Source organism: Blastomonas sp. 34TW, from assembly GCF_059803595.1.
This window is the reverse complement of the sequence record NZ_JAPFGW010000003.1, coordinates 232,276-254,252: the sequence shown is the minus strand read 5'-3', so window position 1 is coordinate 254,252 and position 21,977 is coordinate 232,276. Positions and strand designations below refer to the sequence as shown.

The following is a 21,977-nucleotide window of genomic DNA, read 5'->3' as shown; positions in this document are numbered from 1 at the left end:
GGCGATTCGGTCATGGCCAGCCAGAACTTTGTGCATCAGCATGGCGAATTGCTGGCTCAGGCCGACGCGATCCTGTCGGCTGTGTCTGCCGGGACGGAAGCCGCGCTGCGCGACCTGCCGACGCTGCGGCTGGGCTTTTCGCGGCTGGTGAACAGCCATTGCAGCGTGGAAATCCGCATGGTCAACACCCGCGCAGCGCAGATGGACAAGGATGCCGAAAAGACGCAGCTCATCCGCCGTTTTCATGATGAGCTGCTGATGTGGCGTGGCGATCTGATGGATTGCAACGCCAATTGGCCGCAGCGCAAGGTGGCCGAGGACCGCGCCGGCTTTATCGCTGCGTTTCGGGGCCTCGCCGAACGGCTGAAGGCGCGCGTACGCTGGGAGGAGCAGGTCTTCTATCCGGCGATCTTCGCCACGCCCGGCAAGCGCTGATCACTCCACCCAGGCGGTGCGGCTGCGGGTGACGTGAAACAGCGGCTGCATCGGCTGCGCGGCGACATCGGCAAGCGGGATCGCCGTCGCACAGCTTGCACATTCTGCGCTCATCCGTCCGACATGCCAGTGCTTGCCACCGCAACCCGGGCAGTGGTTGACATCGCCCGCGTGATAGAGCGGCATGAAGCCGCGTTCGGCAATGCGGCGCGCAAAGCTGTGTCCCGCTGCCAGCATATGGGCGGGGTCGAAAGCGGGGCGGGCATAGTGCATCGTCATGGCTTTGATCCTTTGTCGGTCCCATGCCTTACGCATGGACGGCAGAACGGTTTCCTGTTGCGGCGGACCGTTCGTCGCTTTGATACCCCTCCCCTTCGCCACACGCTGTGACGGACGGCATGATCCAGCTGAACGGTGCACAACGAATCCGGCTTGCGCCCGATAACATTTGATATAATTATGATATCATGATTATCGAATCGGAGGGCGTTTCAGATGCAGCAGAATTCTTCTTTTGACGGCTCGTCGGGCGGCGGTGCCATGGTCGCCAGCACCGAAAGCGCGGCCAGCACGTTCAACGGCTATGTGTTCCTTCTGCTCATGCTGGTTTCCATGCTGCTACCGGTACTGGGTGTCGGAATGGCAAAGAGTGGCAACATGCTGGGACTGGTGCTGGCGGGGGTGAGCGCGTTCGCCTTTCTGTTCATCATTGCGGGCTTCTACATGCTCAACCCCAACGAGGCGGCGGCGATCCAGCTGTTCGGCAGCTACAAGGGCACCGATCGCAACACCGGGCTGCGCTGGCGCTGGCCGTGGCTCAGCCGCAAGAAGATCTCGGTGCGCGTGCACAACGTCACCTCGGAAAAGGTCAAGGTGAACGACCTGCGCGGCAACCCGGTCGAGATCGCGACCAATGTCGTCTGGCGCGTGTCGGACACCGCGAAAGCCCTGTTCGATGTCGAGAACTATCAGGAATTCGTCGACATCCAGATCGAGAGCGCGGTCCGCGTCATCGGCGCGCGCTATCCCTATGACGATTTCAATGCCGATGAGGTGACGCTGCGCGGCGATGCCGAGGAGGTCAGCCACGAACTGGAAAAGCAACTGCAGGAGCGTGTCGGCACGGCGGGCGTGCAGATCGATGAATGCCGCCTGACGCACCTCGCCTATGCGCCCGAGATCGCCCAGTCGATGCTGCGGCGCCAGCAGGCCGAGGCGGTGATCGCGGCACGATCGCGGCTGGTCGAGGGCGCGGTGACGATGGTCGAGCATGCACTCGCGATGCTGAGCGAGAAGAACGTCGTGCACCTCGACGACGAGCGCAAGGCGGCGATGGTATCGAACCTGATGGTGGTGCTGTGCGGCGAGCGCGACACTCAGCCGGTGGTCAATGCCGGGTCGCTCTATTGACCTGAGACATGCCGAACCCGCCGCCCAAGAAATCCTTCGCGCTGCGCCTCGATCCGTCGCTCCACGCGGCGATCGAGCGCGCAGCCGCACAGGAATTGCGCAGCGTGAATGCCGAGATCGAGATCCTGCTGCGCGAGGCGCTGGCCCGGCGCGGCATCAAGCTCGCTCCGCCCGAACAGCGGCCACGGGGCAGGCCGCCGAAGGAATAGGCGAATCTGGTCGCACGCTGGCTGTGCAGGAACCATCGTTCGCTATTGTGGCTTGGCCGTGCTAGGCTCGCTGCATCCGATAACCTGGATCGCCGATAACGCGCGCAACCGCGCGCGCTGCTGCCTGATCGTCTGGAAGTCCGACGAGGAGAGCAAGCCATGCGCATGACCGAAAAATTCTGCCGCGAGCAGGAAAGCCTGCAGATCGCCAAGGCCGCTGCCGAGCCGCTCAAGAACCGTCAGGGCATCGCGCTCGATGCGGCCAAGGCCTGGAACGCCGCCGCCAAGATCGCGCACAAGCATGAAGCCGGGCAGCAACCGCTCGACAAGCTCGACGCTGCGATCGTCCGCGAATTTGCCGAGGAAGATGCGGCTGGCTGGGTGATCGAGGACGCGGAGGCGATTGCGGTTCCTGCGCTGCACTGATCATGCGCTGGGCCCGGCGTCGGAAAATCAGCCTGCGCCAGGCACCCACGCGCTCAGCACCGCGTCCAGCTCGGGCCGGGGCCGCTCTTCCAGCGCCTGCCCTGCGGTGCCGATGAACACGAAGCCCGCGATCTGCTCGGGCGCACTGCCGAACAGGTCGCGTACGGCGTCGCTATAGCTCGGCCAGCCGGTGATCCAGCCGCCGACAAAGCCGTGGGCGTGGATGGCGTGGAGCAGGTTCATCACGAACGCCCCTGCCGAAAGCTGCTGTTCCCAAAGCGGAATCTTGCTCGATTCGCGCGGGCAATAGAGCACCACCAGCAGCTCCGGGGCCTGGCGCGCGAACGTCTCCATCGCCTCGATCTCCAGCCGCCCAGCCTCGGGCTTTTCCGCACGATAGGCGGCTGTCAGGCGCGCGGCGAACGCATCGCGCTGATCCGCGCCCACATGCACCACGCGCCAGGGGTTCAGCTTGCCGTGGTCGGGCGTGCGCAGCGCAGTGGCGACGATCTCGCGCATCTGCGCGGCATCGGGGCCGGGCGCGATCATGTCGCGCGGGCGGCCAGAGCGGCGGCTGGCGAGATAGCGGTGCAGCGAGCTGAGGTCGTTGAATTCGGTCACATGGAGGCTCCGGCGGCAGGGGGGGCAAGCGGCAGTCTGGTATCAACTGCAACAAGGCGCTTCACAGCCGCGCATTTTTGTCTAGGTTGCAGCCCACGGTATGGACGGCCAGGGGGCGGGCCGCCAACAGAAAAATCGACGGGAGACATGCGATAATGGCCAGCGGTTATGCCGTGAGCGGCGATTCCAAGGGCACATTCCTGGGCCATCCCAAGGGCCTGTATGTGCTGTTCTTTGCCGAAATGTGGGAGCGCTTTTCCTATTACGGCATGCGCGCGCTGCTGATCTTCTACCTCACCAAGCACTGGCTATTCTCGGACTCGCAGTCGGGCGTCATCTATGGGGCCTATACCGCACTGGTGTACATCACCCCCGTGCTGGGCGGCTATCTGGCCGACCGCTATCTCGGCCAGCGCAAGGCGGTAACCTATGGCGCGATCCTGCTGACCTTCGGCCATCTGCTGATGGGCTTCGAGGGCACGGGCGGACAGGACCCCGCCGCCCTCAACGTGTTCTGGCTGGCACTCGCCTTCATCATCGTGGGCTCCGGCTTCCTCAAGGCCAATATCTCGGTGATCGTCGGTCAGCTCTATCCGCGCACCGACGTGCGCCGCGACAGTGCCTATACCATCTTCTACATGGGCATTAATCTGGGCGCGGCGCTGGGTTCGCTGGCCTGCGGCTATCTCGGCGAAACCTATGGCTGGTCCTATGGCTTCGGCGCGGCAGGCGTCGGCATGGCGCTGGGCCTGGTCGTGTTCATCCTGGGCAAGCCTCTGCTGTGCGGCCGGGGCGAAGCGCCAGATGCGGTGGCGCTGACCAAGCCGGTCCTCGGCATCAAGCTCGAATGGCTGCTTTATCTCATCGGCATCGCCGCCGTGCTCGGCATCTGGGTGCTGATCCAGTATCAGGAACTGGTCGGCTGGCTGCTGCTCGCATCAGGTGCAATTCTGGTCGGCTATGTGCTGCTGACCGCCGTCACCAAGCTTCCGCGCGAAGACCGCGACCGCATCTTCGCGGCGATGTTCCTGATCCTCGGCTCGGTGCTGTTCTGGGCGCTGTTCGAACAGGCCGGGTCCTCGCTCAACCTCTATACCGACCGCTATGTCGATCGCGGCGGGGTAGCGGCATCGATCTTCCAGTCGATCAATGCGATCTACATCGTGCTGCTCGCCCCGATTTTCGCGGCCCTTTGGACCTGGCTGGGTCGGAAGGGTCTAGAGCCCAGCGCCCCCGCCAAGTTCGGCCTGGCGATGATCCAGCTCGGCGCGGGTTTCCTCGTGCTCGTCGCCGGTGCCGCTGCGGCGGGAGCAGGCGTGCCGACCCCGGTGCTGTTCATCTTCCTCATCTACCTGCTCCACACCATGGGTGAGCTTTGCCTGTCGCCGGTGGGGCTCAGCGCGATGAACCGGCTGGCACCGGCGCATATGGCCTCGCTCATCATGGGCACCTGGTTCTTCGCTTCGGCCTCGGGCAATTTCGCCGCCGGCCTGATCGCGGCTGCGACGGGCTCGGAAAAGGCGAGCGGCGAAGGGGCGGGCCAGCAGACGGTGCTCGACGTCTATTCGCAGATCGGCTGGATCGCGATTGCCGTCGGTATCGGCGTGCTCGTCATCGCGCCGCTGATCAAGAAGCTGATGCACCTCGACACGCTCAAGGATGCCGAACCGCTGGCGGGCGAGGACGAACTCGCCGAGAACCAGGCGGCAGGCGTGCATCCGGCGACGCGCGGTGCCTGATCACAACGACAAAACCACTTCCGAACTGCGACAGGGAAAACACATGCGATACGGGTATCTCGCGCCTCTGGCGGCCATGGCGGTCGTCGGCTGCGCCAACACGACAGGTTCCGAAGGCCCCTCCTCCGCCAGCGCGAGCGCACCCAAGGCCGAGAAGGTGAGCATCAACGAAAACCCCTATCCCAGCACCTACAAGCCCTATCCGGGCGTGGCCACCGCGATCCGCAACGTCACCATCTTCGATGGCGAGGGCGGACAGATCGACAATGGCGTCGTGTTCTTCACCGACGGCAAGATCACCGCGGTCGGCGATGCCAATACCCCGATCCCAGCGGACATCGTGGCGATCGACGGGCGCGGCAAGTTCGTGACGCCGGGCATTATCGACATTCACAGCCATCTGGGCGACTATCCCTCGCCGGGCGTTTCGGCGCATTCGGACGGCAACGAGGCGACCAGCCCGGTCACCGCCGATGTCTGGGCCGAACACAGCGTCTGGCCGCAGGACCCCGGCTTCAGCCGCGCGCTCGCCAATGGCGGTGTGACCAGCTTGCAGATCCTGCCCGGCTCGGCCAATCTGTTCGGCGGGCGTTCGGTGACGCTCAAGAATGTCCCTGCGCGCACCATGCAGGCGATGAAATTCCCCGATGCGCCCTATGGCCTGAAAATGGCGTGCGGCGAAAATCCCAAGCGCGTCTATGGCAGCCGCAACCAGAAGCCCGCCAGCCGCATGGGCAACCTTGCGGTCAATCGCCAGACCTGGGCGCGCGCGGCCGAGTACAAGGCGCGCTGGGACGAGTATGAGAAAAAGGGCGGCACGCCCCCTGCCCGCGACATCGGCATGGATACGCTGAAAGCGGCGCTGGAAGGCAAGATCCAGATCCACAACCACTGCTATCGCGCGGATGAGATGGCCATCGTCATCGATATGGCCAAGGAGTTCGGCTACAAGGTGTCGACCTTCCACCACGCTGTCGAGAGCTACAAGATCGCCGACCTGCTGCGCGAGAACAATATCTGTTCCGCCGTCTGGGCCGACTGGTGGGGCTTCAAGATGGAATCCTATGACGGCATTCCCGAAAATGCCGCGATCATCCAGAATGCCGGTGCCTGCACCATCATCCATTCGGACGATCAGGATCAGATCCAGCGCCTGAACCAGGAGGCCGCCAAGGCCTTGGGCGATGGCCGCCGCATGGGCTTCAACATTTCCGATGCTACCGCGATCCGCTGGCTGACCTACAACCCCGCCATGGCGATGGGGATTGCCGACAGGACGGGCAGCCTCAAGCCCGGCAAGATGGCCGATGTCGTGCTGTGGAACGCCAATCCGCTGTCGGTCTATGCCCGGCCCGAAAAGGTCTGGGTCGATGGCGCGCTGCTTTATGATGCCAATGATCCCAAGCGCCGTCCGGTGAGCGATTTCGAGCTGGGCCAGCCGGGTGAGGGAGACACGAAATGATCAAGGCTCTCTTTGCAACGAGCGTAGCCGCAGCCGCACTGCTCGCCTCTCCGCTCGCCGCGCAGACCGTCGCCATTACCGGCGGCAAGGTCGTGATCGGGGACGGCAGCGCGCCGATCGAGGGCGGCACCGTGGTGCTGCGCGATGGCAAGGTCGTCGCCGCCGGTTCCGGCGTCGCCGTGCCTGCCGGAGCGCAGGTCGTCGATGCCTCAGGCCGCTGGGTGACGCCCGGCCTGTTCGCGGGCTTCAGCCGTCTGGGCCTGGTCGAGGTCGAGGCGGTCAACGAGACCAATGATTCGAGTGCAAGCCGGGGCGAATTCTCCGCTGCGATCGATGTCACCCCCGCGATCAACCCCAAGGTCAGCGCGGTTGCTGTCAACCGCGCCGCCGGCATCACCCGCGCGGTGGTCGCCCCTATCGCCCCGGCCGCGATCTTCGCCGGTATGGGCGCGGTGATCGATCTGGGCGATGACTACAACGCCGTGACCAAGGGACGCGCCTTCCAGTTCGTCGAACTCGGCGAGACGGGTTCGGCCAAGGCGGGCGGCAGCCGCGCCTCGGCGTTTCTCGAATTCCGCAATGCGCTGATCGAGGCACGCGCGCTTGCCAACGGCCAGCGCGGGGTGCCTGCGCATCCGCACGATGCGCTGCTCAACCGCCAGGATGCCGCCGCGCTCGTGCCGGTGGTCAATGGCGAGATGCGGCTGCTGGTGCATGTCGAGCGCGCCGCCGATATCCTCAACGTGCTGAAACTGCGCGAGGAATTCCCGGCGCTCAAGCTGGTGCTCGCAGGCGTGTCGGAAGGCTGGCTGGTCGCGAACCAGATCGCGGCTGCGGGCGTTCCCGTCATCGCCTCGGCACTCAACGACCTGCCGTCCGAGTTCGAGAAGACCGCCGCCACCCAATCGAATATCGGCCGGATGAAGCGTGCGGGCGTCACCGTTTCGATCGGCATGATCAACGACAATGACGCGCACCGGCTGCATTATTCGCCGCAATATGCGGGCAATCTCGTCGCCCTCCAGCGCATTCCGGGCGCGAGCGGCCTCACCTGGGACCAGGCGTTCGCCGCGATCTCGTCGGGCCCTGCCCAGGCGCTGGGGATCGACGCGATGCTCGGCAGCCTCAAGCCCGGTCGCCAGGGCGATGTCGTGATCTGGGACGGCGACCCGCTCGAGCTTTCGAGCGCGCCCGTTTCGGTGATGATCGATGGCGTTCAGCAGCCGCTCGACAACCGCCAGGCGCGGCTGCGCGATCGCTATCGCACCCCGCAGGAAGGGGCTTTGCCCAAGGCATACGATCGCTAAGATGCGGTGAACGGAGGATTCGCTGCGGCGATCCTCCTGTCACGCAGGGGACGGGCGGCGATGCAGGATTACGCGATGCTTTTGGCAGGGGCGGTCGGCTTTGTCGGCAGCCATTTCGCGATGTCACACCCCTTGCGCGCCGGGCTGGTCCGGAGGCTGGGGGACAAGGGCTTCCAGATAGCCTATACTTTGGTGTCGTTCGCCACTTTGTTCCTGATGGTTGAAGGCTTCCAGCGCGCGCCAGTCGCCGCGCCGTTCTGGCCAGCGAACGACCTGCTCTGGGCGGTCGCGACGCTGCTGATGCTGATCTCCGCGATCTTGTTTGTGGGATCGCTGATCGGCAATCCGGCGCTGCCTGTGCCCGAGGCGGCGGCCAAGCGCATCGCGGTCAAGGATCCGCACGGCGTGTTCCGTATCACCCGCCACCCGATGATGTGGGGCTTCGCGCTCTGGGGCGTGGCGCATATCCTGATCGCGCCCAGGATCGATACCTTGATCCTGTGCGGCGCGATCATCACGCTCGCGCTGGTCGGCGCGAAGCTGCAGGACGGCAAGAAATTCGTGCTGATGGGCGATGCCTGGCTGCACTGGCAATCGCGCACCAGTTTCGTCCCCTTCGGGCGCGGGTTCGCCTTTCCCGGATGGGCGGCGCTGATCGGCGGGATCGTGCTGTGGCTCGCCGCGCAATGGGCGCATATGCCGCTTGGCGTCGGTGCGGCGGGAATCTTCCGCTGGCTGTGACGCCCCTGCCCCTTTAGCGCGGCGCTGCCACCCCCTATATCGCCGCCATGGCGCTGCCCGAGATCATCACCGACTGGTTTGCCGAGCGCGGCTGGTCGCCCCGGCGGCACCAGCTCGAAATGCTCGATCAGGCCGATGCCGGTCGCCACGCGCTGCTCGTCGCCTCGACCGGCGCAGGCAAGACGCTCGCCGGGTTCCTGCCCACCCTGCGCGACTTTGCCGACGGTGGCGCACATGACGGGCTGCACACGCTCTATATCTCGCCGCTGAAAGCCCTTGCTCACGACGTACAGCGCAACCTGCTGACGCCGGTGCAGGACATGGGGCTCAACGTCCGTATCGAGACGCGCAGCGGCGACACGCCGTCGGACCGAAAGGCCCGCCAGCGCGCCCGCCCGCCGCACATCCTGCTCACCACGCCGGAATCGCTGAGCCTGCTGCTCTCCTATCCGGAAAGCGCGGAGATGTTCGGGAGCCTCAAGACCGTGATCATCGACGAGGTGCACGCCTTTGCCGCGTCGAAGCGCGGCGACCTTCTCAGCCTCTCGCTCTCCCGGCTTCAGGCGCTCGCCCCCGAGATGCGGCGCGTGGCGCTGTCGGCGACAGTCGCCGATGCCGACAGCTACCGCGCCTGGCTTGCCCCGCATGGCGATATCGATGCGGTGGCTTTGGTCGAGGGCGAGCCGGGCGCAGACCCCGACCTGTCGATCCTGATCACCGACGATCGCGTCCCCTGGGCGGGGCATAGCGCCCATTATGCGGTGCCGCAGGTGCTCGAGGAGATCGAGCGCAACCAGACAACATTGGTCTTCTGCAACACGCGCTTTCTCGCCGAATTCATCTTCCAGAAGCTATGGGAGCTGAACGAGAAGCACCTGCCGATCGGCATCCATCACGGCTCGCTCTCGGTCGAGGCGCGGCGCAAGGTCGAAGGCGCGATGGCGCACGGCGAGCTGCGCGCGCTGGTCGCCACCGCCAGCCTCGATCTCGGCGTGGATTGGGGCAATGTCGATTGCGTGATCCAGATGGGCGCGCCCAAGGGCTCGTCGCGCCTGCTGCAGCGCATCGGCCGCGCCAACCACCGGCTCGACTGCCCCTCCAAGGCGATCCTGGTCCCCGGCAACCGCTTCGAATATCTGGAAGCGCAGGCGGCGTTCGATGCGGTCAACGAGGGCCAGCGCGACGGCGAGAGCTTCCGCCCGGGCGGGCTCGACGTGCTCGCGCAGCATATATTGGGCCTGGCCTGTGCCGGGCCGTTCCACGAGGACGAACTATGCGCCGAGGTGCAGTCCGCGCTGCCCTATAGCGCGCTCACCCGCGAGGCGTTCCTGCGCGTGTTGGGGTTCGTCGAGAATGGCGGCTATTCGCTGCGCGCCTATGACAAGTTCAAGCGGCTGGTGCGCGAGAAGGACGGGACCTGGCGACTGGCGCACCCGAAGTTCGCGCAGGCCTATCGGCTCAACGCGGGCATTATCGTCGATACCCCGATGCTCGACGTCCGCTTCAAGAATGGACGATCGCTGGGCCGGGTGGAGGAGGATTTCGCCGCGCAGCTCGCGCCCGGCGACACATTCGTCTTCGCGGGCATGGGGCTGGAGGTCGAGCGGATCAAGGATCTCGACCTGATCGTCAAGGCATCGGCCAAGGCGACGCAGATCCCAAGTTACAATGGCGCGCGCATGCCGCTGACCACGCATCTGTCGTCGCGGGTGCGCGAATTCCTCACCGACCGCGCGGGCTGGGCGCGCTTTCCCGATGACGTGCGCGAATGGCTGGAAATGCAGGACTGGCGCTCGGCCATGCCCGAGCCCGACCAGCTGCTGGTCGAGACCTTTCCGCACCATGGCCGCGAATACATGGTCTGCTATCCGTTCGAGGGCTGGAACGCGCACCAGTCGCTGGGCATGCTGCTCACCCGGCGGATGGAGGATCGCGGGCTGCAGCCGATGGGCTTCGTCGCCAACGACTATGCGCTCGCCGTCTGGGGCCTCAAGCGCGTTACCGACCCCGCCGACCTGTTTTCCGCCGATATTCTCGCCGACGAGTTCACCGAATGGGTCGAAAGCTCGTACCTGCTCAAGCGCGCCTTTCGCGAGGTCGCGATCATCAGCGGGCTGGTCGAGCGCCAGCATCCCGGCAAGAAGAAGACCGGGCGGCAGGTCACCTTCTCGACCGACCTGATCTACGACGTGCTGCGCAAATATGAGCCCGACCATGTCCTGCTTGAAGCCGCCTGGGCCGATGCACGCGCGCGGATGACCGATATCGGACGGCTGGGCGATCTGCTCGACCGCGCGGCGGGCACGATGCTGCATGTCGAGCTGGAGCGCGTCAGCCCGCTGGCGGTGCCGGTGCTGGTGATGATCGGCCGCGAGAGCGTCGCGCAGGGCTCTGCCGACGACGCGCTGCTCACCGAGGCGGAATCGCTCGCCGCCACCGCGATGCGCGCGGACTGATTGCCAGCCGGCGCGTCGGCGTGTTACATCTGCAAGACAACCAGAGGCTGCGGTCATCGCGGCACGAGAGGATCGAACCGATGCTGTATCGCGCGCTGGCCGGTGCGTTGACCCTGTACGCGGCGCTTTGCGCCGCACCCGGCGCGATCGCGCAGGATGCACTGCCCGAGAGCGGCTTTGCCAATACCACGGTCGGGGCGCTGACCGATGCCGACCGCCTGACCCAGGAAGCCGAACGGATCGCGCTTGCCCGCGACCGCGCCAGCCGCATGACCGTGCCGGTGAGCATCGACGGGCGCGGGCCGTTCAAGTTCATGATCGACACAGGGTCGGAGCGCACCGTGGTGTCGAGCGACATCGCCTCGGTGCTGTCGCTGGAAATGGCCGAGATCGCGCGGCTGGTCAGCATCGCGGGCAGCAAGATGGTGCAGACCGTCTACCTGCCCGAAGTGACGCTCGGCCGCCGCAATTATGGCGAGCTGGTGGCACCGATGCTCGAATCCCACCATATCGGCGCGGACGGCATCCTCGGCCTCGACGGGCTGCAGGACCAGCGCATCCTATTCGATTTCCTGGAAAATGCGATCACGATCGAGGACATTACCGAACGCCCCCGCGTCAGCGATTTCGAGATCGTGGTGAGCGCGCGGCGCAAGTCGGGCCAGCTGATCTTCACCGACGCGACGTTGGGCGGCAAGCGGATCAGCGTGGTCATCGATACGGGCGCGCAATCGAATATCGGCAATCTGGCGCTGCTCAAGCGGCTGGGCGCATCGCATAAGCTGAGCGCGCAGCAGGCGAGCCTCACCTCGGTCACCGGGCAGACGATCATGGCCGATGCAGGCCTTGCGCAGGATTTCCGCATCGGTCGTGCGCAGTTCGATTATGTGCCGATCGTCTTTGCCGATGCCGACGCGTTTCGCGAGCTGGGGCTCGACAAGACGCCGGCGCTGCTCTTGGGCATGAGCACCTTGCGCCAGTTCAGCCGGATGATGATCGATTTCAAGCAGCGCCGCGTGCTGTTCGACATGCCCGAAGCCGCGCGGGTCAGGCCCGAACGCGCACGGATCTGACGATCAGCACCAGTTGGGCTTGCCGCCGCCATACCAGACGGCCAGCCCTTCGCCGACCAGCGTTTCGCCCAGGCTTGCGCCGCCACGCGTGACCCGGAACAGCGCCCGGCCATAGCGGTCGGTCGCGCGGTCCGCCGGTTCCAGCGCGATCGGCCCGGCGTTCAGCAGCTGCTGCATCCGCTGCTTGGCGCGCTGGCCGAGCTGAAATTCGGCATCGCAGCGTGGCGACGAGATTTCGGGCGTGTCGATATCGGCGACGCGGATCTTCTGTCCCTCCAGCCAGAAGGTGTCGCCATCGACGACGCAGGTATACCGCGCACCGCCGGCACAGGATGCAAAGCGGAAGGAGCCCCCGCGACCCGGGGCCGAGGCAGCAGAGCCGGTCGCTGCGATCGGTGCGGGCGGACCTTCCTGCGCCTCTAACAGCTGACGTTGCTGGCGCGAGACGGCCCAGGGGTCCGACCACGCCGTCGGCGCGGCAGCGGACGGGACCATCGTCGTCTCGGGCCAGAGCCACGCGTTGAGGTTCCATCCCGCCAGAAGCGCCAGAAGGATGGCGAGCGTCGATATGCGGGCTTCGGTCGCGCGGCTGACGACCCGGTTATGGCGGGTTCGCCGAGAGCCGGGCTGAGAGCGAAAGGCATGGGATCGACGCGCCATCGCCCGAATGTGGAGGCGCGCGGTAAATCAAAGCTTACCTGTGCGACGAAGCGCATCATTTTCCGACGAACAGAAAGCCCACCCCCGCCATGATGCAGGCAAAGGCCGCGAAATGCCGCCAATTGAGTGCCTCGCCGAGCACCGTGACCATGAAGACACCGAAAACCGTCAGCGCCAGCGCCTCCTGCACCACCTTCAATTGCCCCGGCGTCCAGCCATGCGCGAAGCCGATGCGGTTGGCGGGCACGGCGAAGCAATATTCGACCAGCGCGATGCCCCAGCTGGTCAGGATCACCCAGAACAAGGGCCGCGACGCGGCGGCAGCGGGGCCTCCTTTCAGGTGCCAGTACCAGGCCGTGGTCATGAAGATGTTCGAGATGGTGAGCAGCACCAGGGTGGGGGCAATCTGGCTGGGCATGGACGGCTTTCAGCAGGTGGAGGGAGGGCCTGACGGGGTCGCGGGAGGTAAAGATAAGATAAATCTGTCGTCAACGCCTGCTTAACCTTTGACGGCAGGACGCGCTTAACCAGCGGACTCCCAAATCATGATCAACACCAGATAAATGGGGGTCAGTATGTCACCGGACAGTCTGTTCATTTCGTTCCTGTCGATCTCGCTCGCATCGGTCTTCATGGCTCTGGTCATCGGGACACGCGGCGACGAAATCCGCCGGATCGCCGCCGCGATCGGCGAGGAAGGCGGCGGATTCACCCGGCGCAAGGCGACGCGCATCGCCGCTGTCGAGCGCAAGACCGCGATTGCCGACGAGGCCATGATGGCGCGCGCACGCGGCGAGCGCTTCGTCCCGCCGCGCGACTATCGCGGTCGCTGAGACCGGTCAGCCCACCGGCGGCTCGGCAGGGCCCTGATCGATGATGAAGCCCAGCACGCCGGTAATGGCACCGTCCTTGTCATGACGGCAGGCGCCGCGCACCAGAATGGTGCGCATCTCGCCGGCCTCATTGCGCAGCCGGGCGCGAAAATCGATATTTTCGCCATGGTCGAGCGCGCGCTGCACCGCCCGCCGCACCTTGGCCCGGTCATCGGGGTGATAGGCCAGAATCGCTTCGGACATCGGTGGCTCGCCCTGGCTGCGATCGCGCGCGTAGATGGCGAACACCTCGTCCGACCAAGCCAGCGACGTGTCTGACCATTCATAATGCCAGTTGCCGATCCGGCCGACCGATAATGCATGATCGAGCGCCTGAGCGACGCTGCCTGGAGCCTCGCGACCGGCCTCCAGCTGCCATTGCGCCCGGCGCAACCGCCGCAGCAGCTCGAGCGCGGCCAGCGTTGCCACCAGCGCGCACAGCCAGGGCAGATGCTCGATCAGGGTGACGCTCATCGAAACGCGCTATTGCTCGCTGCAGGCTGCCTTGTGCGCCCTGGCATTCTCGACATAATGCGCGACGCCCATGCGCATGCCCATGATCGCGGGCTCAGGCAGATCGCGCATGTATTGCGCGGGCCGCCCGCCCCAGAGCTGGCCCGAGGGCATGGACTTGCCCGGTGTCAGCATCGCGCCGGCCGCCAGCATCGCATCGCCGCCGATGCGGCAGCCGTCCATCACGATCGCGCCAAGGCCGACGAACGCCCGGTCCTCCAGAATGCAGCCGTGCACCATCGCCATGTGACCGATCAGCACGTCCTCGCCGATGATCGTCGGGAAGCCCTCCGGAGCGCCGGGGCGCGGGCTGTCGCAATGGATGACGGTGCCGTCCTGCACATTGGTGCGCGCGCCGATGACGATGCGGTTCACGTCCGCCCGGATCACGCAATTGTACCAGATGCTCGCATCGGGTCCGATCTCGACATCGCCGATGATGCGGCAGCCCGGCGCGATGAACGCGCTGTCATGGATGCGCGGGGTCTTGCCATGCAGGCTGATGATCGAAACATCGTTCATGATTTCAGACCTTTGCCAGCAGGCGCGCGGCATGTGCGGCGTGATAGGTCAGCACCCCGCTGCACCCCGCGCGGCGGAAGGCGAGCAGGCTTTCCAGCACCACCGCGTCGCGATCGCCAGCGCCTGCTGCGGCCAGTGCCTCGATCATCGCATATTCGCCCGAGACCATATAGGCATAGACCGGCACGCCGAACGCCTGTTTCACCCGCGAGACGATGTCCAGATAGGGCATGCCGGGCTTGACCATCACGCTGTCTGCACCCTCGGCAATGTCCATCGCGACCTCGCGCAGCGCCTCGTCGCTGTTCGCTGGGTCCATCTGATAGCCCTTCTTGTTGCCCTTCAGCAGCCCGGAGGAGCCGACGGCATCGCGGAACGGGCCGTAAAAGGCGCTCGCATATTTGGCGGCATAGCTCATGATCTGGACATTGTGATGCCCGTCCGATTCCAGCGCATCACGAATCGCGCCGATGCGCCCGTCCATCATGTCCGACGGTGCGATGATATCGGCACCGGCCCGCGCCTGGTTGAGCGACTGGCCGACCAGTATCTCTACCGTCGCATCGTTGAGCACATAGCCTTGCGCATCGATCAGCCCGTCCTGACCATGCGCGGTATAGGGGTCGAGCGCGACATCGGTGAGCACGCCGATCGAATCGCCCAGCGCATCCTTGATCGCGCGGATCGCGCGGCACATCAGATTGTCGGGGTTGAGCGCTTCTGCGCCATCGTCGCTGCGCCGGTCTCGCTGGGTGTTGGGAAACAGCGCCAGGCAGGGTATGCCGAGGTCCACCGCCTCGCGCGCGCGCTCGACAATGCCGTCGACCGACCAGCGCGACACGCCGGGCAGCGAGGCGATCGGCTCTTCCGTTCCCTGCCCCTCGGTCACGAACAGCGGCCAGATCAGGTTGGCAGGCGACAGGCTGTTCTCGCGCACCATATCGCGGCTCCACGCGGTGGCACGCGCGCGGCGCAGGCGGGTGGCGGGATAGGCGGAGGCGACAGGTGTAGAGCTCATGGAACGGTCTTAGCGAGTGGGTGCGCCAAGGGGAAGCGGTGTTGGATGCGGCGCCTGGGACACCACTCTCGCCTTTCTCGCGCTCCCCTCCCTGGTTAGGGAGGGGATAGGGGTGGGTCGTTTGCGCCAACGACAGTTCTGTAATGGCTTTTACCCACCCCCTGCCCCTCCCTTTCAGGGAGGGGAGTCCTGGTGGATTCCTCCAGACTCCCTGGGGCTCACCCCATCGGCAGCGTCATCGTCGCGCGCAAGCCTTCCACCAGACCGCCCGCCCCGCGACGGTTCTCCAGCCGCAACGATCCGCCGTGCTGGTGCAGGATCGCGCGCGCGAGGGTGAGGCCGAGGCCCGTGCCGCCGGTGGCCATGTTGCGCGAGGCTTCCAGCCGGGTAAAGGGTTCGAACATCCGTTCGATCTGGTCGTCGGGAATGCCGGGGCCGTCATCATCGATGGTAATGCTCACCCTGCCCGGCCCCTGGGCGATACTGACCCGCGCGCGCTGACCATAGCGCACCGCGTTGCCGATGATGTTGCGCAAGGCGCGGCGGATCCAGGTGAGCTGCAGCGGCACAACGATGCGCGGCGTGTCGGCGAGCGCGACGTCCTGCCCGAGATCGCGATATTCGTCGGCAATCATCTCGACCAGCGCGCCAAGGTTCACCGGCTCGGGCGCATCGCCCGTCCGCCCGATCCGCGCAAGCGTAAGAATGTCGTCGAGCGTGCGGGTGATGTCGTCGATGCTGGCGACCATCCGCTCGCGCTGGCGGTCGTCGGGCACCGATTCGACGCGCACCCGAAGCGCGGCAAGCGGCGTCTTGAGATCATGCCCGATCGCGCCGAGCATCACGTCCTTCTCGTTCAGCATCGCGGCGATCCGCGCGCTCATAGCGTTGAATGAGCGGGTGAGGTCGGCCAGATCGCTGGGTCCGGTCGGCTCGATCGGCTGCGCCTCCTGCGTCCGCTCGAAATGCGCCACGCCTTCGCGCAACGTTCCCATCGATCGGGCGATCCGGCGTGTCAGCCACACGAGCGGGACCAGCATGACCAGGTACAGGATCACCGTCTGTCCGATAATGGTCGCCAGAATGCGCACCGAGGCTTCGGGCACGGGCACCCGAACACTGAGCCATTGTCCGTCGGGCCGCTGGATGGCGATGACGGCGAGCTGGCTGATCGGGCGTTCATTGCGCCCGCCGATTTCGGCCGCCAGCCGGTCGATCCTGCGGGCGCGCGGCGGGGCCGGCATCAGCGCCGCATCGATCCGCGCAGGCGAAACCCCATAGCTCGGCAGGATGGCGGCCAGGCGCGAGACCAGTCCGGGAGCGGGCCGCATGTCCGCCCGGACCGGATTGTTTGGCGTCAGGTCGGTGCGGCGAAGCCGGAAGCCGGGCGCTCGCTCGATGCGGCTGCCGAAACGCTCGCGCAACGGTCGCCCCTGTTGCAGGCGGTCGGTTGCGGCAATCAGCCGGACCGAGGCCTCTGCCGCGATCCGGTCCAGCGCCTGTTCGCGCTGCGCGCGGACCAGCAGCGCGGCATTGACCAACTGCCCCGCCAACAGCGCGAGCGCGATGGTCAGCAGCAATCGTCCAGCTAGGCTCGACGGCCAGAGCCGCTGGAAAACGCTCATGGCGTGTCCGGACCGGCAAGACGCCGGACGCGCGCGGCGAGCGTGTAGCCGCCACCCCAGACGGTCTTGATCAGGCGCGGCGAGCGATTGTCCGCCTCCACCTTCTTGCGCAACCGGCTGATCTGGTTGTCGATCGCGCGGTCGAACAGATGCGCCTCGCGTCCATGCGCGAGATCGAGCAGCTGGTCACGGTTGAGCACGTGTCCTGCATGCTCGCAGAATACCTGGAGCAGCTTGAATTCGGCGGTGGAGATGGGAACCAGCGCGCCATCGGGATCGGTCAGGCGGCGCTTGACCGTATCGAGCGTCCAGCCATCGAACTCGAAGCCTTGCGGCTCGTCCTCGGCGGGCTGGGGCACGCGGGCGGCGCGGCGCAGCACGGTCTTGATCCGCGCCACCAGCTCGCGCGGGTCGAAGGGCTTGACGACATAATCGTCCGCGCCGATTTCCAGCCCGATGATGCGGTCCATTGCTTCGCCCTTGGCGGTGAGCAGGATGACCGGTGTTTCGGATTGCGCCGCGACATGACGGCAGAGGCTCAAGCCGTCCTCGCCGGGCATCATGATGTCGAGCAGCAGAATCGAGAAGCGCTGGTCGCGCATCAGCGTCCGCGCCTTCGCGGCATCGCCCGCCTCGGTCACGGCAAAGCCCTGGCCGGTCAGATATTCGGCCAGCGGCTCGCGCAGGGTCGGCTCGTCATCGATCAGCAGGATATGGACAGGATCGGTCATCGGGCTTCAGCATGTGCCGGGAGCGGCGGAGAAAGGCAACCGGCCCCGGGCGCATCAGGGGAGTCTGCGCCCGGAGCCGGAAGTGGGTCAGGCTGACGATCAGCCCTGCGGCGCGGCGCGGCGCTGCTGCCAGCGCTGCTTCATTGCCTCGCGGGCTGCGGCCCGCTCTTCCTGGGTGATCTTGCCGTCCTTGTTGGCATCCTGACGGTTGAAGCGCTCGAGCGCGCCCGCCTCGAATTCGGCGAGCGTGATCGCCCCATCCTTGTTGGCATCGAGCCGCATCATGCCGCCGCGCATGCCACCATGACCGCGCATGCCCATCCTGGGGCCGCCGCGCTTGCCGCCCATGCGCGCACCGGGCTCGCCCGGACCGCGATCGGCGCGCATCGCCATGCGCTCGGCACGCTTCTCCTGCCGCGCCTCGCGCGCGGCGGTCATCTCGGCGAGGCTGAGCTCGCCGCTGCCGTCGGTGTCCATCTTCTTGAAACGTTCGGCCATCCGGGCATCGCGATCGGCCTTGTCGACCTTGCCGTCCTTGTTGAAATCGATGCGTTCGAACATTTTGGCGGCCTGTGCGCGCGCCTCTTCCTGCGTGACGACACCGTCCTGATTGGCATCGGGTCCGCGCTTCTGGCCAGGGGCGGGCTGCGCCAGCGCCATGCTGCCGGAGAGCATTGCAGCCAGCGCAGCGCCGGCAATGAGGGTCTTCTTCATGGGGGGCATTCCTTCAATTCCATCTCGGGGGCGGAAGCCGCTCCGGACCAGGCTAGCAGGGGGCAGGCCACAGTCCGAAGGGGCTCCCATGACCGCTGTTTTAGCCCGGCATTGTCGCACAGCTATGCCGTGCAGCCCATAAAAGTGTCGTAAAATGTATCGGATCGCTCACTCCGTTCATCCCGGCGCAAGTCTTTTCGCTGCGCCGCAGCATCGGACAGCTTGGCGAATGGCGCGTGTGCTGATAGGCGCTCATTCCATGCTTTCGATGAACAACATCACCGTGCGCCTGGGCGGCCGCACCATATTGGACGGCGCAACGGCGGCGATCCCGCCGGGCAGCCGCGTCGGCCTGATCGGGCGCAACGGCGCGGGCAAGTCGACGCTGATGAAGGTGATGATCGGCGAGCTCGAGCCCGATGATGGCGAGATCGAGATGCCCCGGCTCGCGCGGCTGGGCTATGTCGCGCAGGAAGCGCCGCATGGCGATGCGACCCCGCTCGATACCGTGCTCGCCGCCGATGCCGAGCGTACCGCGTTGCTGGAAGAGGCCGAGACCTGCACCGATCCCGACCGGCTGGGCGATGTCCACGAACGGCTGCTCGCCATAGACGCCTATAGCGCACCGTCACGTGCGGCGATCATCCTCACCGGCCTCGGCTTCGACGAGGAGATGCAGAACCGCCCGCTCGACAGCTTTTCGGGCGGCTGGAAGATGCGCGTCGCGCTGGGCGCGCTGCTGTTCTCGCAGCCCGATGTGCTCCTGCTCGACGAACCGTCGAACCATCTCGACCTCGAAGCGACGGTCTGGCTAGAGAACTTCCTCAAGGCCTATCCCGCGACGCTGATCGTCATCAGCCACGAACGCGACCTGCTCAACAATGTCGTCGACCATATCCTGCACCTGCAGGGCGGCAAGGTGACGCTCTATCCCGGCGGCTATGACAGTTTCGAGCGCCAGCGCGCCGAACGCGCGGCGCAGCTCGCCGCCGCCAAGCAGGCGCAGGATGCCCAGCGCGCCAAGCTGCAGGACTATATCGCGCGCAACTCGGCGCGCGCCTCCACCGCCAAGCAGGCCCAGTCGCGCGCGAAAATGCTCGCCAAGATGCAGCCGATCACCGCGCTGATCGAGGACCCGTCGCTCAGCTTCGATTTCCCCAGCCCGTCAGAACTGAAACCGCCGCTGATCACGCTCGATCTCGCCGCGGTGGGCTATTCAGAGGAAAAGCCGATCCTGCAGCGGCTGAACCTGCGCATCGATCCCGATGATCGCGTCGCGCTGCTCGGGCGCAACGGCAACGGCAAGACCACGCTCGCCCGGCTGCTCGCCGCGCAGCTGCCGCCGATGGACGGCGCGATGAACACCGCGGGCAAGATGCAGGTCGGCTATTTCACGCAATATCAGGTCGAGGAGCTGGAGGCGGACAGCACCCCGCTCGAACAGATGACCCGCGCGATGCAGGGCAAGACCCCGGCGGCGGTGCGCGCGCAACTCGGCCGGTTCGGCTTTTCGGGCAACCGCGCGACATCGCAGGTCGGCACATTGTCGGGCGGCGAACGCGCGCGGCTGGCGCTCGCGCTCATCACCCGCGACGCGCCGCATCTGCTGATCCTCGACGAGCCGACCAACCATCTCGACGTCGATGCGCGCGAGGCTTTGGTCCAGGCGCTCAACGAATATACCGGCGCGGTGCTGCTGATCAGCCATGACCGGCACATGGTCGAGCTGACCGCCGACCGGCTGGTGCTGGTCGACAATGGCACCGCCAGCGAGTTCGCCGGCAGCATGGACGATTATATCGACTTCATCCTGGGCGTGAACCAGCCCAAGGGCGAGGCCAGGCCTAGGCAAAAGAAGGACAAGAAAGCCGAGGCAGAGAAGCGCGAACAGGCCCGGCAAATCCGCAACAAGGTGAGCGCGGCAGAGAAACAGATCGCGACGCTGCAGGCCAGGATGAGCGAGATCGACCGGGCGATGTTCGATCCGGCCTCCGCCAGCGGCGAACTGGCCAGGCTGACCATGAGCGAACTGTCGCGCCGTCGTTCGAAGATCGCCGATGAGCTCGCACAAGCCGAAGCATCCTGGCTCGAGAGCAACGAAATGCTCGAGACGCTGGAATAGGCTTGCCGGGCGCTGTCGACTGGTTTAACCGAGCGATTAAACCAGTTGGAGAGGAGCCTGAACATGGCCGAAGCCTATATCATCGATGCCGTCCGCACCCCGCGCGGGGTCGGCAAGCCCGGCAAGGGCGCGCTGTCGCATCTGCACCCGCAGGACCTGGCCGCGACCGTGCTCAAGGCGATCAAGGAGCGCAACGGCCTCGACACCGCAACCGTCGATGACGTGATCTGGTCGACCTCGACCCAGAAGGGCAAGCAGGGCGGCGACCTTGGTCGCATGGCCGCGCTCGCGGCGGGCTATGACATCAAGGCCAGCGGCATGACGCTCGACCGCTTCTGCGGCGGCGGCATCACCTCGGTGAACCTTGCCACCGCCGCGATCATGTCGGGCATGGAGGATTGCGTGATCGCAGGCGGCACCGAGATGATGAGCTATACCCAGGTCGTCGCTGCTGCCGAGGCCAATGCCGGCATGCCACCGCCGCTGATGGGATCGCATAACCCCGCGCTCGACGAACTGCACCCGCAGTCGCACCAGGGCGTCTGCGGCGATGCCATCGCCTCGATGGAAGGCATTTCGCGCGAGGACCTCGATGCGCTCGCGCTCGTCAGCCAGCAGCGCGCCGCGCGCGCCATTGCCGAAGGCCGGTTCGACAAATCGGTGGTCCCGGTTTACAATCCCGATGGCACGGTCGCGCTCGACAAGGAAGAATTCCCCCGGCCCGACACCACCGCCGAGAGCCTGGCCGCACTGAAGCCCGCCTTTGCCGGGATGGCCGATTTCGAGATTGGCGGCACGACCTTCCGCAAGCAGATCAACCGCCGCTATCCCGATCTCAAGATCGAGCATGTCCATCACGCGGGCAACAGCTCGGGCGTGGTCGATGGCGCCGCCGCCGTGCTGCTCGCCTCGAAGGATTATGCCGACAAGCATGGCCTCAAGCCCCGCGCGCGCGTCGTCACCTATGTCAACATGGGTGATGACCCGACGCTGATGCTCAACGCGCCCGTCCCCGCGGCCAAGAAGGCGCTCGAGCGCGCTGGCCTTACCAAGGACGATATCGACGTCTGGGAAATCAACGAGGCCTTTGCCGTCGTCGCCGAAAAGTTCATCCGCGACCTCGATCTCGATCGCGAGAAGGTGAACATCAACGGCGGCGCGATGGCGCTGGGTCACCCGATCGGCGCGACCGGATCGATGCTGATCGGCACCGCGCTCGACGAGCTCGAGCGTTCGGGCGGCCGCTACGGCCTGATCACGATGTGCGCGGCGGGCGGCATGGCCCCCGCGATCATCATCGAACGTATCTGACGAAAAGCCA

General features: G+C 65.8%; 23 protein-coding genes. 13 read left to right on the top strand and 10 right to left on the bottom strand.

Going from position 1 to position 21,977, the window contains the following annotated elements; translation table 11 throughout:
* The first annotated feature begins 12 nt into the window (after positions 1-12).
* On the top strand, positions 13-435 hold the full coding sequence (locus tag OPU69_RS06365) for a hypothetical protein (RefSeq protein WP_067512717.1): 423 nt from the start codon (positions 13-15) through the stop codon (positions 433-435).
* Here OPU69_RS06365 and OPU69_RS06360 read toward each other — a convergent pair whose 3' ends face one another.
* A complete protein-coding gene (locus tag OPU69_RS06360) occupies positions 436-714 on the bottom strand; it encodes a hypothetical protein (RefSeq protein ID WP_066043802.1) in 279 nt (92 codons plus the stop codon).
* Between the two features lie 216 nt (positions 715-930).
* Here OPU69_RS06360 and OPU69_RS06355 point away from each other — a divergent pair, with 216 nt between their 5' ends.
* The 3 genes from OPU69_RS06355 to OPU69_RS06345 all read left to right on the top strand — a co-directional run bounded on the left by OPU69_RS06355 (position 931) and on the right by OPU69_RS06345 (position 2,480).
* Entirely contained in the window at positions 931-1,845 is a 915-nt protein-coding gene (locus OPU69_RS06355) for an SPFH domain-containing protein (protein WP_060977551.1), read from the top strand.
* A gap of 8 nt (positions 1,846-1,853) precedes the next feature.
* The gene (locus OPU69_RS06350) at positions 1,854-2,054 is read left to right on the top strand and encodes a type II toxin-antitoxin system antitoxin (RefSeq protein ID WP_060977552.1); all 201 of its coding nucleotides are present in this window, start codon (positions 1,854-1,856) and stop codon (positions 2,052-2,054) included.
* 159 nt (positions 2,055-2,213) lie between these two features.
* Complete coding sequence (locus OPU69_RS06345; RefSeq protein ID WP_498509850.1) at positions 2,214-2,480, top strand: hypothetical protein; 267 nt, start codon at positions 2,214-2,216, stop codon at positions 2,478-2,480.
* A 27-nt stretch (positions 2,481-2,507) separates the two neighbouring features.
* Here the strand turns inward: OPU69_RS06345 and OPU69_RS06340 are convergent, their stop codons facing one another.
* Positions 2,508-3,101: a nitroreductase family protein gene (locus OPU69_RS06340; protein WP_498509848.1), complete on the bottom strand. Its 594-nt coding sequence runs from the start codon at positions 3,099-3,101 to the stop codon at positions 2,508-2,510.
* Between the two features lie 155 nt (positions 3,102-3,256).
* On the opposite strand from OPU69_RS06340, the gene OPU69_RS06335 reads away from it, so the two are divergent.
* The 6 genes from OPU69_RS06335 to OPU69_RS06310 all read left to right on the top strand — a co-directional run bounded on the left by OPU69_RS06335 (position 3,257) and on the right by OPU69_RS06310 (position 11,879).
* Positions 3,257-4,840 (top strand): peptide MFS transporter, encoded by a 1,584-nt coding sequence (locus tag OPU69_RS06335; protein ID WP_498509846.1) that lies wholly within the window; start codon positions 3,257-3,259, stop codon positions 4,838-4,840.
* Positions 4,841-4,883: 43 nt separating this feature from the next.
* The gene (locus tag OPU69_RS06330) at positions 4,884-6,302 is read left to right on the top strand and encodes an amidohydrolase (RefSeq protein ID WP_498509844.1); all 1,419 of its coding nucleotides are present in this window, start codon (positions 4,884-4,886) and stop codon (positions 6,300-6,302) included.
* Positions 6,299-7,609: an amidohydrolase family protein gene (locus tag OPU69_RS06325; protein ID WP_498509842.1), complete on the top strand. Its 1,311-nt coding sequence runs from the start codon at positions 6,299-6,301 to the stop codon at positions 7,607-7,609. Before OPU69_RS06330 ends, OPU69_RS06325 begins: the two co-directional genes overlap by 4 nt.
* A 60-nt stretch (positions 7,610-7,669) precedes the next feature.
* Entirely contained in the window at positions 7,670-8,350 is a 681-nt protein-coding gene (locus OPU69_RS06320) for an NnrU family protein (RefSeq protein WP_060977558.1), read from the top strand.
* A gap of 47 nt (positions 8,351-8,397) precedes the next feature.
* On the top strand, positions 8,398-10,806 hold the full coding sequence (locus OPU69_RS06315; RefSeq protein WP_498509840.1) for a ligase-associated DNA damage response DEXH box helicase: 2,409 nt from the start codon (positions 8,398-8,400) through the stop codon (positions 10,804-10,806).
* Between the two features lie 80 nt (positions 10,807-10,886).
* Positions 10,887-11,879: an aspartyl protease family protein gene (locus OPU69_RS06310; protein ID WP_498509838.1), complete on the top strand. Its 993-nt coding sequence runs from the start codon at positions 10,887-10,889 to the stop codon at positions 11,877-11,879.
* A 3-nt stretch (positions 11,880-11,882) separates the two neighbouring features.
* On the opposite strand, the gene OPU69_RS06305 is transcribed toward OPU69_RS06310, so the two are convergent.
* Both OPU69_RS06305 and OPU69_RS06300 read right to left on the bottom strand, forming a co-directional pair.
* A complete protein-coding gene (locus OPU69_RS06305) occupies positions 11,883-12,539 on the bottom strand; it encodes a thermonuclease family protein (RefSeq protein WP_498509836.1) in 657 nt (218 codons plus the stop codon).
* 55 nt (positions 12,540-12,594) lie between these two features.
* A complete protein-coding gene (locus OPU69_RS06300; protein ID WP_066274915.1) occupies positions 12,595-12,957 on the bottom strand; it encodes a DMT family protein in 363 nt (120 codons plus the stop codon).
* Between the two features lie 157 nt (positions 12,958-13,114).
* Between OPU69_RS06300 and OPU69_RS06295 the strand changes: the two genes are divergently transcribed.
* Positions 13,115-13,372 (top strand): hypothetical protein, encoded by a 258-nt coding sequence (locus OPU69_RS06295; protein ID WP_066117062.1) that lies wholly within the window; start codon positions 13,115-13,117, stop codon positions 13,370-13,372.
* Positions 13,373-13,378: 6 nt separating this feature from the next.
* Here the strand turns inward: OPU69_RS06295 and OPU69_RS06290 are convergent, their stop codons facing one another.
* The 6 genes from OPU69_RS06290 to OPU69_RS06265 form a co-directional block, all read right to left on the bottom strand.
* A complete protein-coding gene (locus OPU69_RS06290; RefSeq protein WP_498509833.1) occupies positions 13,379-13,885 on the bottom strand; it encodes a PAS domain-containing protein in 507 nt (168 codons plus the stop codon).
* 9 nt (positions 13,886-13,894) lie between these two features.
* Complete coding sequence (locus OPU69_RS06285) at positions 13,895-14,446, bottom strand: gamma carbonic anhydrase family protein (protein WP_498509831.1); 552 nt, start codon at positions 14,444-14,446, stop codon at positions 13,895-13,897.
* A gap of 4 nt (positions 14,447-14,450) precedes the next feature.
* On the bottom strand, positions 14,451-15,464 hold the full coding sequence (hemB, locus tag OPU69_RS06280; RefSeq protein WP_498509829.1) for a porphobilinogen synthase: 1,014 nt from the start codon (positions 15,462-15,464) through the stop codon (positions 14,451-14,453).
* A 218-nt stretch (positions 15,465-15,682) separates the two neighbouring features.
* Positions 15,683-17,089, bottom strand: coding sequence for a sensor histidine kinase (locus tag OPU69_RS06275; RefSeq protein ID WP_498509827.1), 1,407 nt, complete (start codon positions 17,087-17,089; stop codon positions 15,683-15,685).
* Positions 17,086-17,820, bottom strand: coding sequence for a response regulator (locus tag OPU69_RS06270; protein WP_060978713.1), 735 nt, complete (start codon positions 17,818-17,820; stop codon positions 17,086-17,088). Before OPU69_RS06270 ends, OPU69_RS06275 begins: the two co-directional genes overlap by 4 nt.
* A 99-nt stretch (positions 17,821-17,919) precedes the next feature.
* Positions 17,920-18,534, bottom strand: a complete 615-nt coding sequence (locus OPU69_RS06265; protein ID WP_498509825.1) for an EF-hand domain-containing protein — start codon at positions 18,532-18,534, stop codon at positions 17,920-17,922.
* Positions 18,535-18,793: 259 nt separating this feature from the next.
* On the opposite strand from OPU69_RS06265, the gene OPU69_RS06260 reads away from it, so the two are divergent.
* Both OPU69_RS06260 and OPU69_RS06255 read left to right on the top strand, forming a co-directional pair.
* Positions 18,794-20,656 carry an ABC-F family ATP-binding cassette domain-containing protein gene (locus tag OPU69_RS06260; protein WP_498509823.1) on the top strand — a complete coding sequence of 621 codons (1,863 nt, stop codon included), beginning with the start codon at positions 18,794-18,796 and terminating at the stop codon, positions 20,654-20,656.
* Between the two features lie 63 nt (positions 20,657-20,719).
* On the top strand, positions 20,720-21,967 hold the full coding sequence (locus OPU69_RS06255) for an acetyl-CoA C-acetyltransferase (protein WP_498509821.1): 1,248 nt from the start codon (positions 20,720-20,722) through the stop codon (positions 21,965-21,967).
* Positions 21,968-21,977: the final 10 nt, after the last annotated feature.

Bases quoted from the DNA above. Each gene is read 5' to 3' on its own strand.
- OPU69_RS06365 (WP_067512717.1), top strand. From the start codon at position 13: ATGGCCAGCCAGAACTTTGTGCATCAGCATGGCGAATTGCTGGCTCAG.
- OPU69_RS06360 (WP_066043802.1), bottom strand. From the start codon at position 714: ATGACGATGCACTATGCCCGCCCCGCTTTCGACCCCGCCCATATGCTG.
- OPU69_RS06355 (WP_060977551.1), top strand. From the start codon at position 931: ATGCAGCAGAATTCTTCTTTTGACGGCTCGTCGGGCGGCGGTGCCATG.
- OPU69_RS06350 (WP_060977552.1), top strand. From the start codon at position 1,854: ATGCCGAACCCGCCGCCCAAGAAATCCTTCGCGCTGCGCCTCGATCCG.
- OPU69_RS06345 (WP_498509850.1), top strand. From the start codon at position 2,214: ATGCGCATGACCGAAAAATTCTGCCGCGAGCAGGAAAGCCTGCAGATC.
- OPU69_RS06335 (WP_498509846.1), top strand. From the start codon at position 3,257: ATGGCCAGCGGTTATGCCGTGAGCGGCGATTCCAAGGGCACATTCCTG.
- OPU69_RS06330 (WP_498509844.1), top strand. From the start codon at position 4,884: ATGCGATACGGGTATCTCGCGCCTCTGGCGGCCATGGCGGTCGTCGGC.
- OPU69_RS06325 (WP_498509842.1), top strand. From the start codon at position 6,299: ATGATCAAGGCTCTCTTTGCAACGAGCGTAGCCGCAGCCGCACTGCTC.
- OPU69_RS06320 (WP_060977558.1), top strand. From the start codon at position 7,670: ATGCAGGATTACGCGATGCTTTTGGCAGGGGCGGTCGGCTTTGTCGGC.
- OPU69_RS06315 (WP_498509840.1), top strand. From the start codon at position 8,398: ATGGCGCTGCCCGAGATCATCACCGACTGGTTTGCCGAGCGCGGCTGG.
- OPU69_RS06310 (WP_498509838.1), top strand. From the start codon at position 10,887: ATGCTGTATCGCGCGCTGGCCGGTGCGTTGACCCTGTACGCGGCGCTT.
- OPU69_RS06305 (WP_498509836.1), bottom strand. From the start codon at position 12,539: ATGGCGCGTCGATCCCATGCCTTTCGCTCTCAGCCCGGCTCTCGGCGA.
- OPU69_RS06300 (WP_066274915.1), bottom strand. From the start codon at position 12,957: ATGCCCAGCCAGATTGCCCCCACCCTGGTGCTGCTCACCATCTCGAAC.
- OPU69_RS06295 (WP_066117062.1), top strand. From the start codon at position 13,115: ATGTCACCGGACAGTCTGTTCATTTCGTTCCTGTCGATCTCGCTCGCA.
- OPU69_RS06290 (WP_498509833.1), bottom strand. From the start codon at position 13,885: ATGAGCGTCACCCTGATCGAGCATCTGCCCTGGCTGTGCGCGCTGGTG.
- OPU69_RS06285 (WP_498509831.1), bottom strand. From the start codon at position 14,446: ATGAACGATGTTTCGATCATCAGCCTGCATGGCAAGACCCCGCGCATC.
- hemB (WP_498509829.1), bottom strand. From the start codon at position 15,464: ATGAGCTCTACACCTGTCGCCTCCGCCTATCCCGCCACCCGCCTGCGC.
- OPU69_RS06275 (WP_498509827.1), bottom strand. From the start codon at position 17,089: ATGAGCGTTTTCCAGCGGCTCTGGCCGTCGAGCCTAGCTGGACGATTG.
- OPU69_RS06270 (WP_060978713.1), bottom strand. From the start codon at position 17,820: ATGACCGATCCTGTCCATATCCTGCTGATCGATGACGAGCCGACCCTG.
- OPU69_RS06265 (WP_498509825.1), bottom strand. From the start codon at position 18,534: ATGAAGAAGACCCTCATTGCCGGCGCTGCGCTGGCTGCAATGCTCTCC.
- OPU69_RS06260 (WP_498509823.1), top strand. From the start codon at position 18,794: ATGCTTTCGATGAACAACATCACCGTGCGCCTGGGCGGCCGCACCATA.
- OPU69_RS06255 (WP_498509821.1), top strand. From the start codon at position 20,720: ATGGCCGAAGCCTATATCATCGATGCCGTCCGCACCCCGCGCGGGGTC.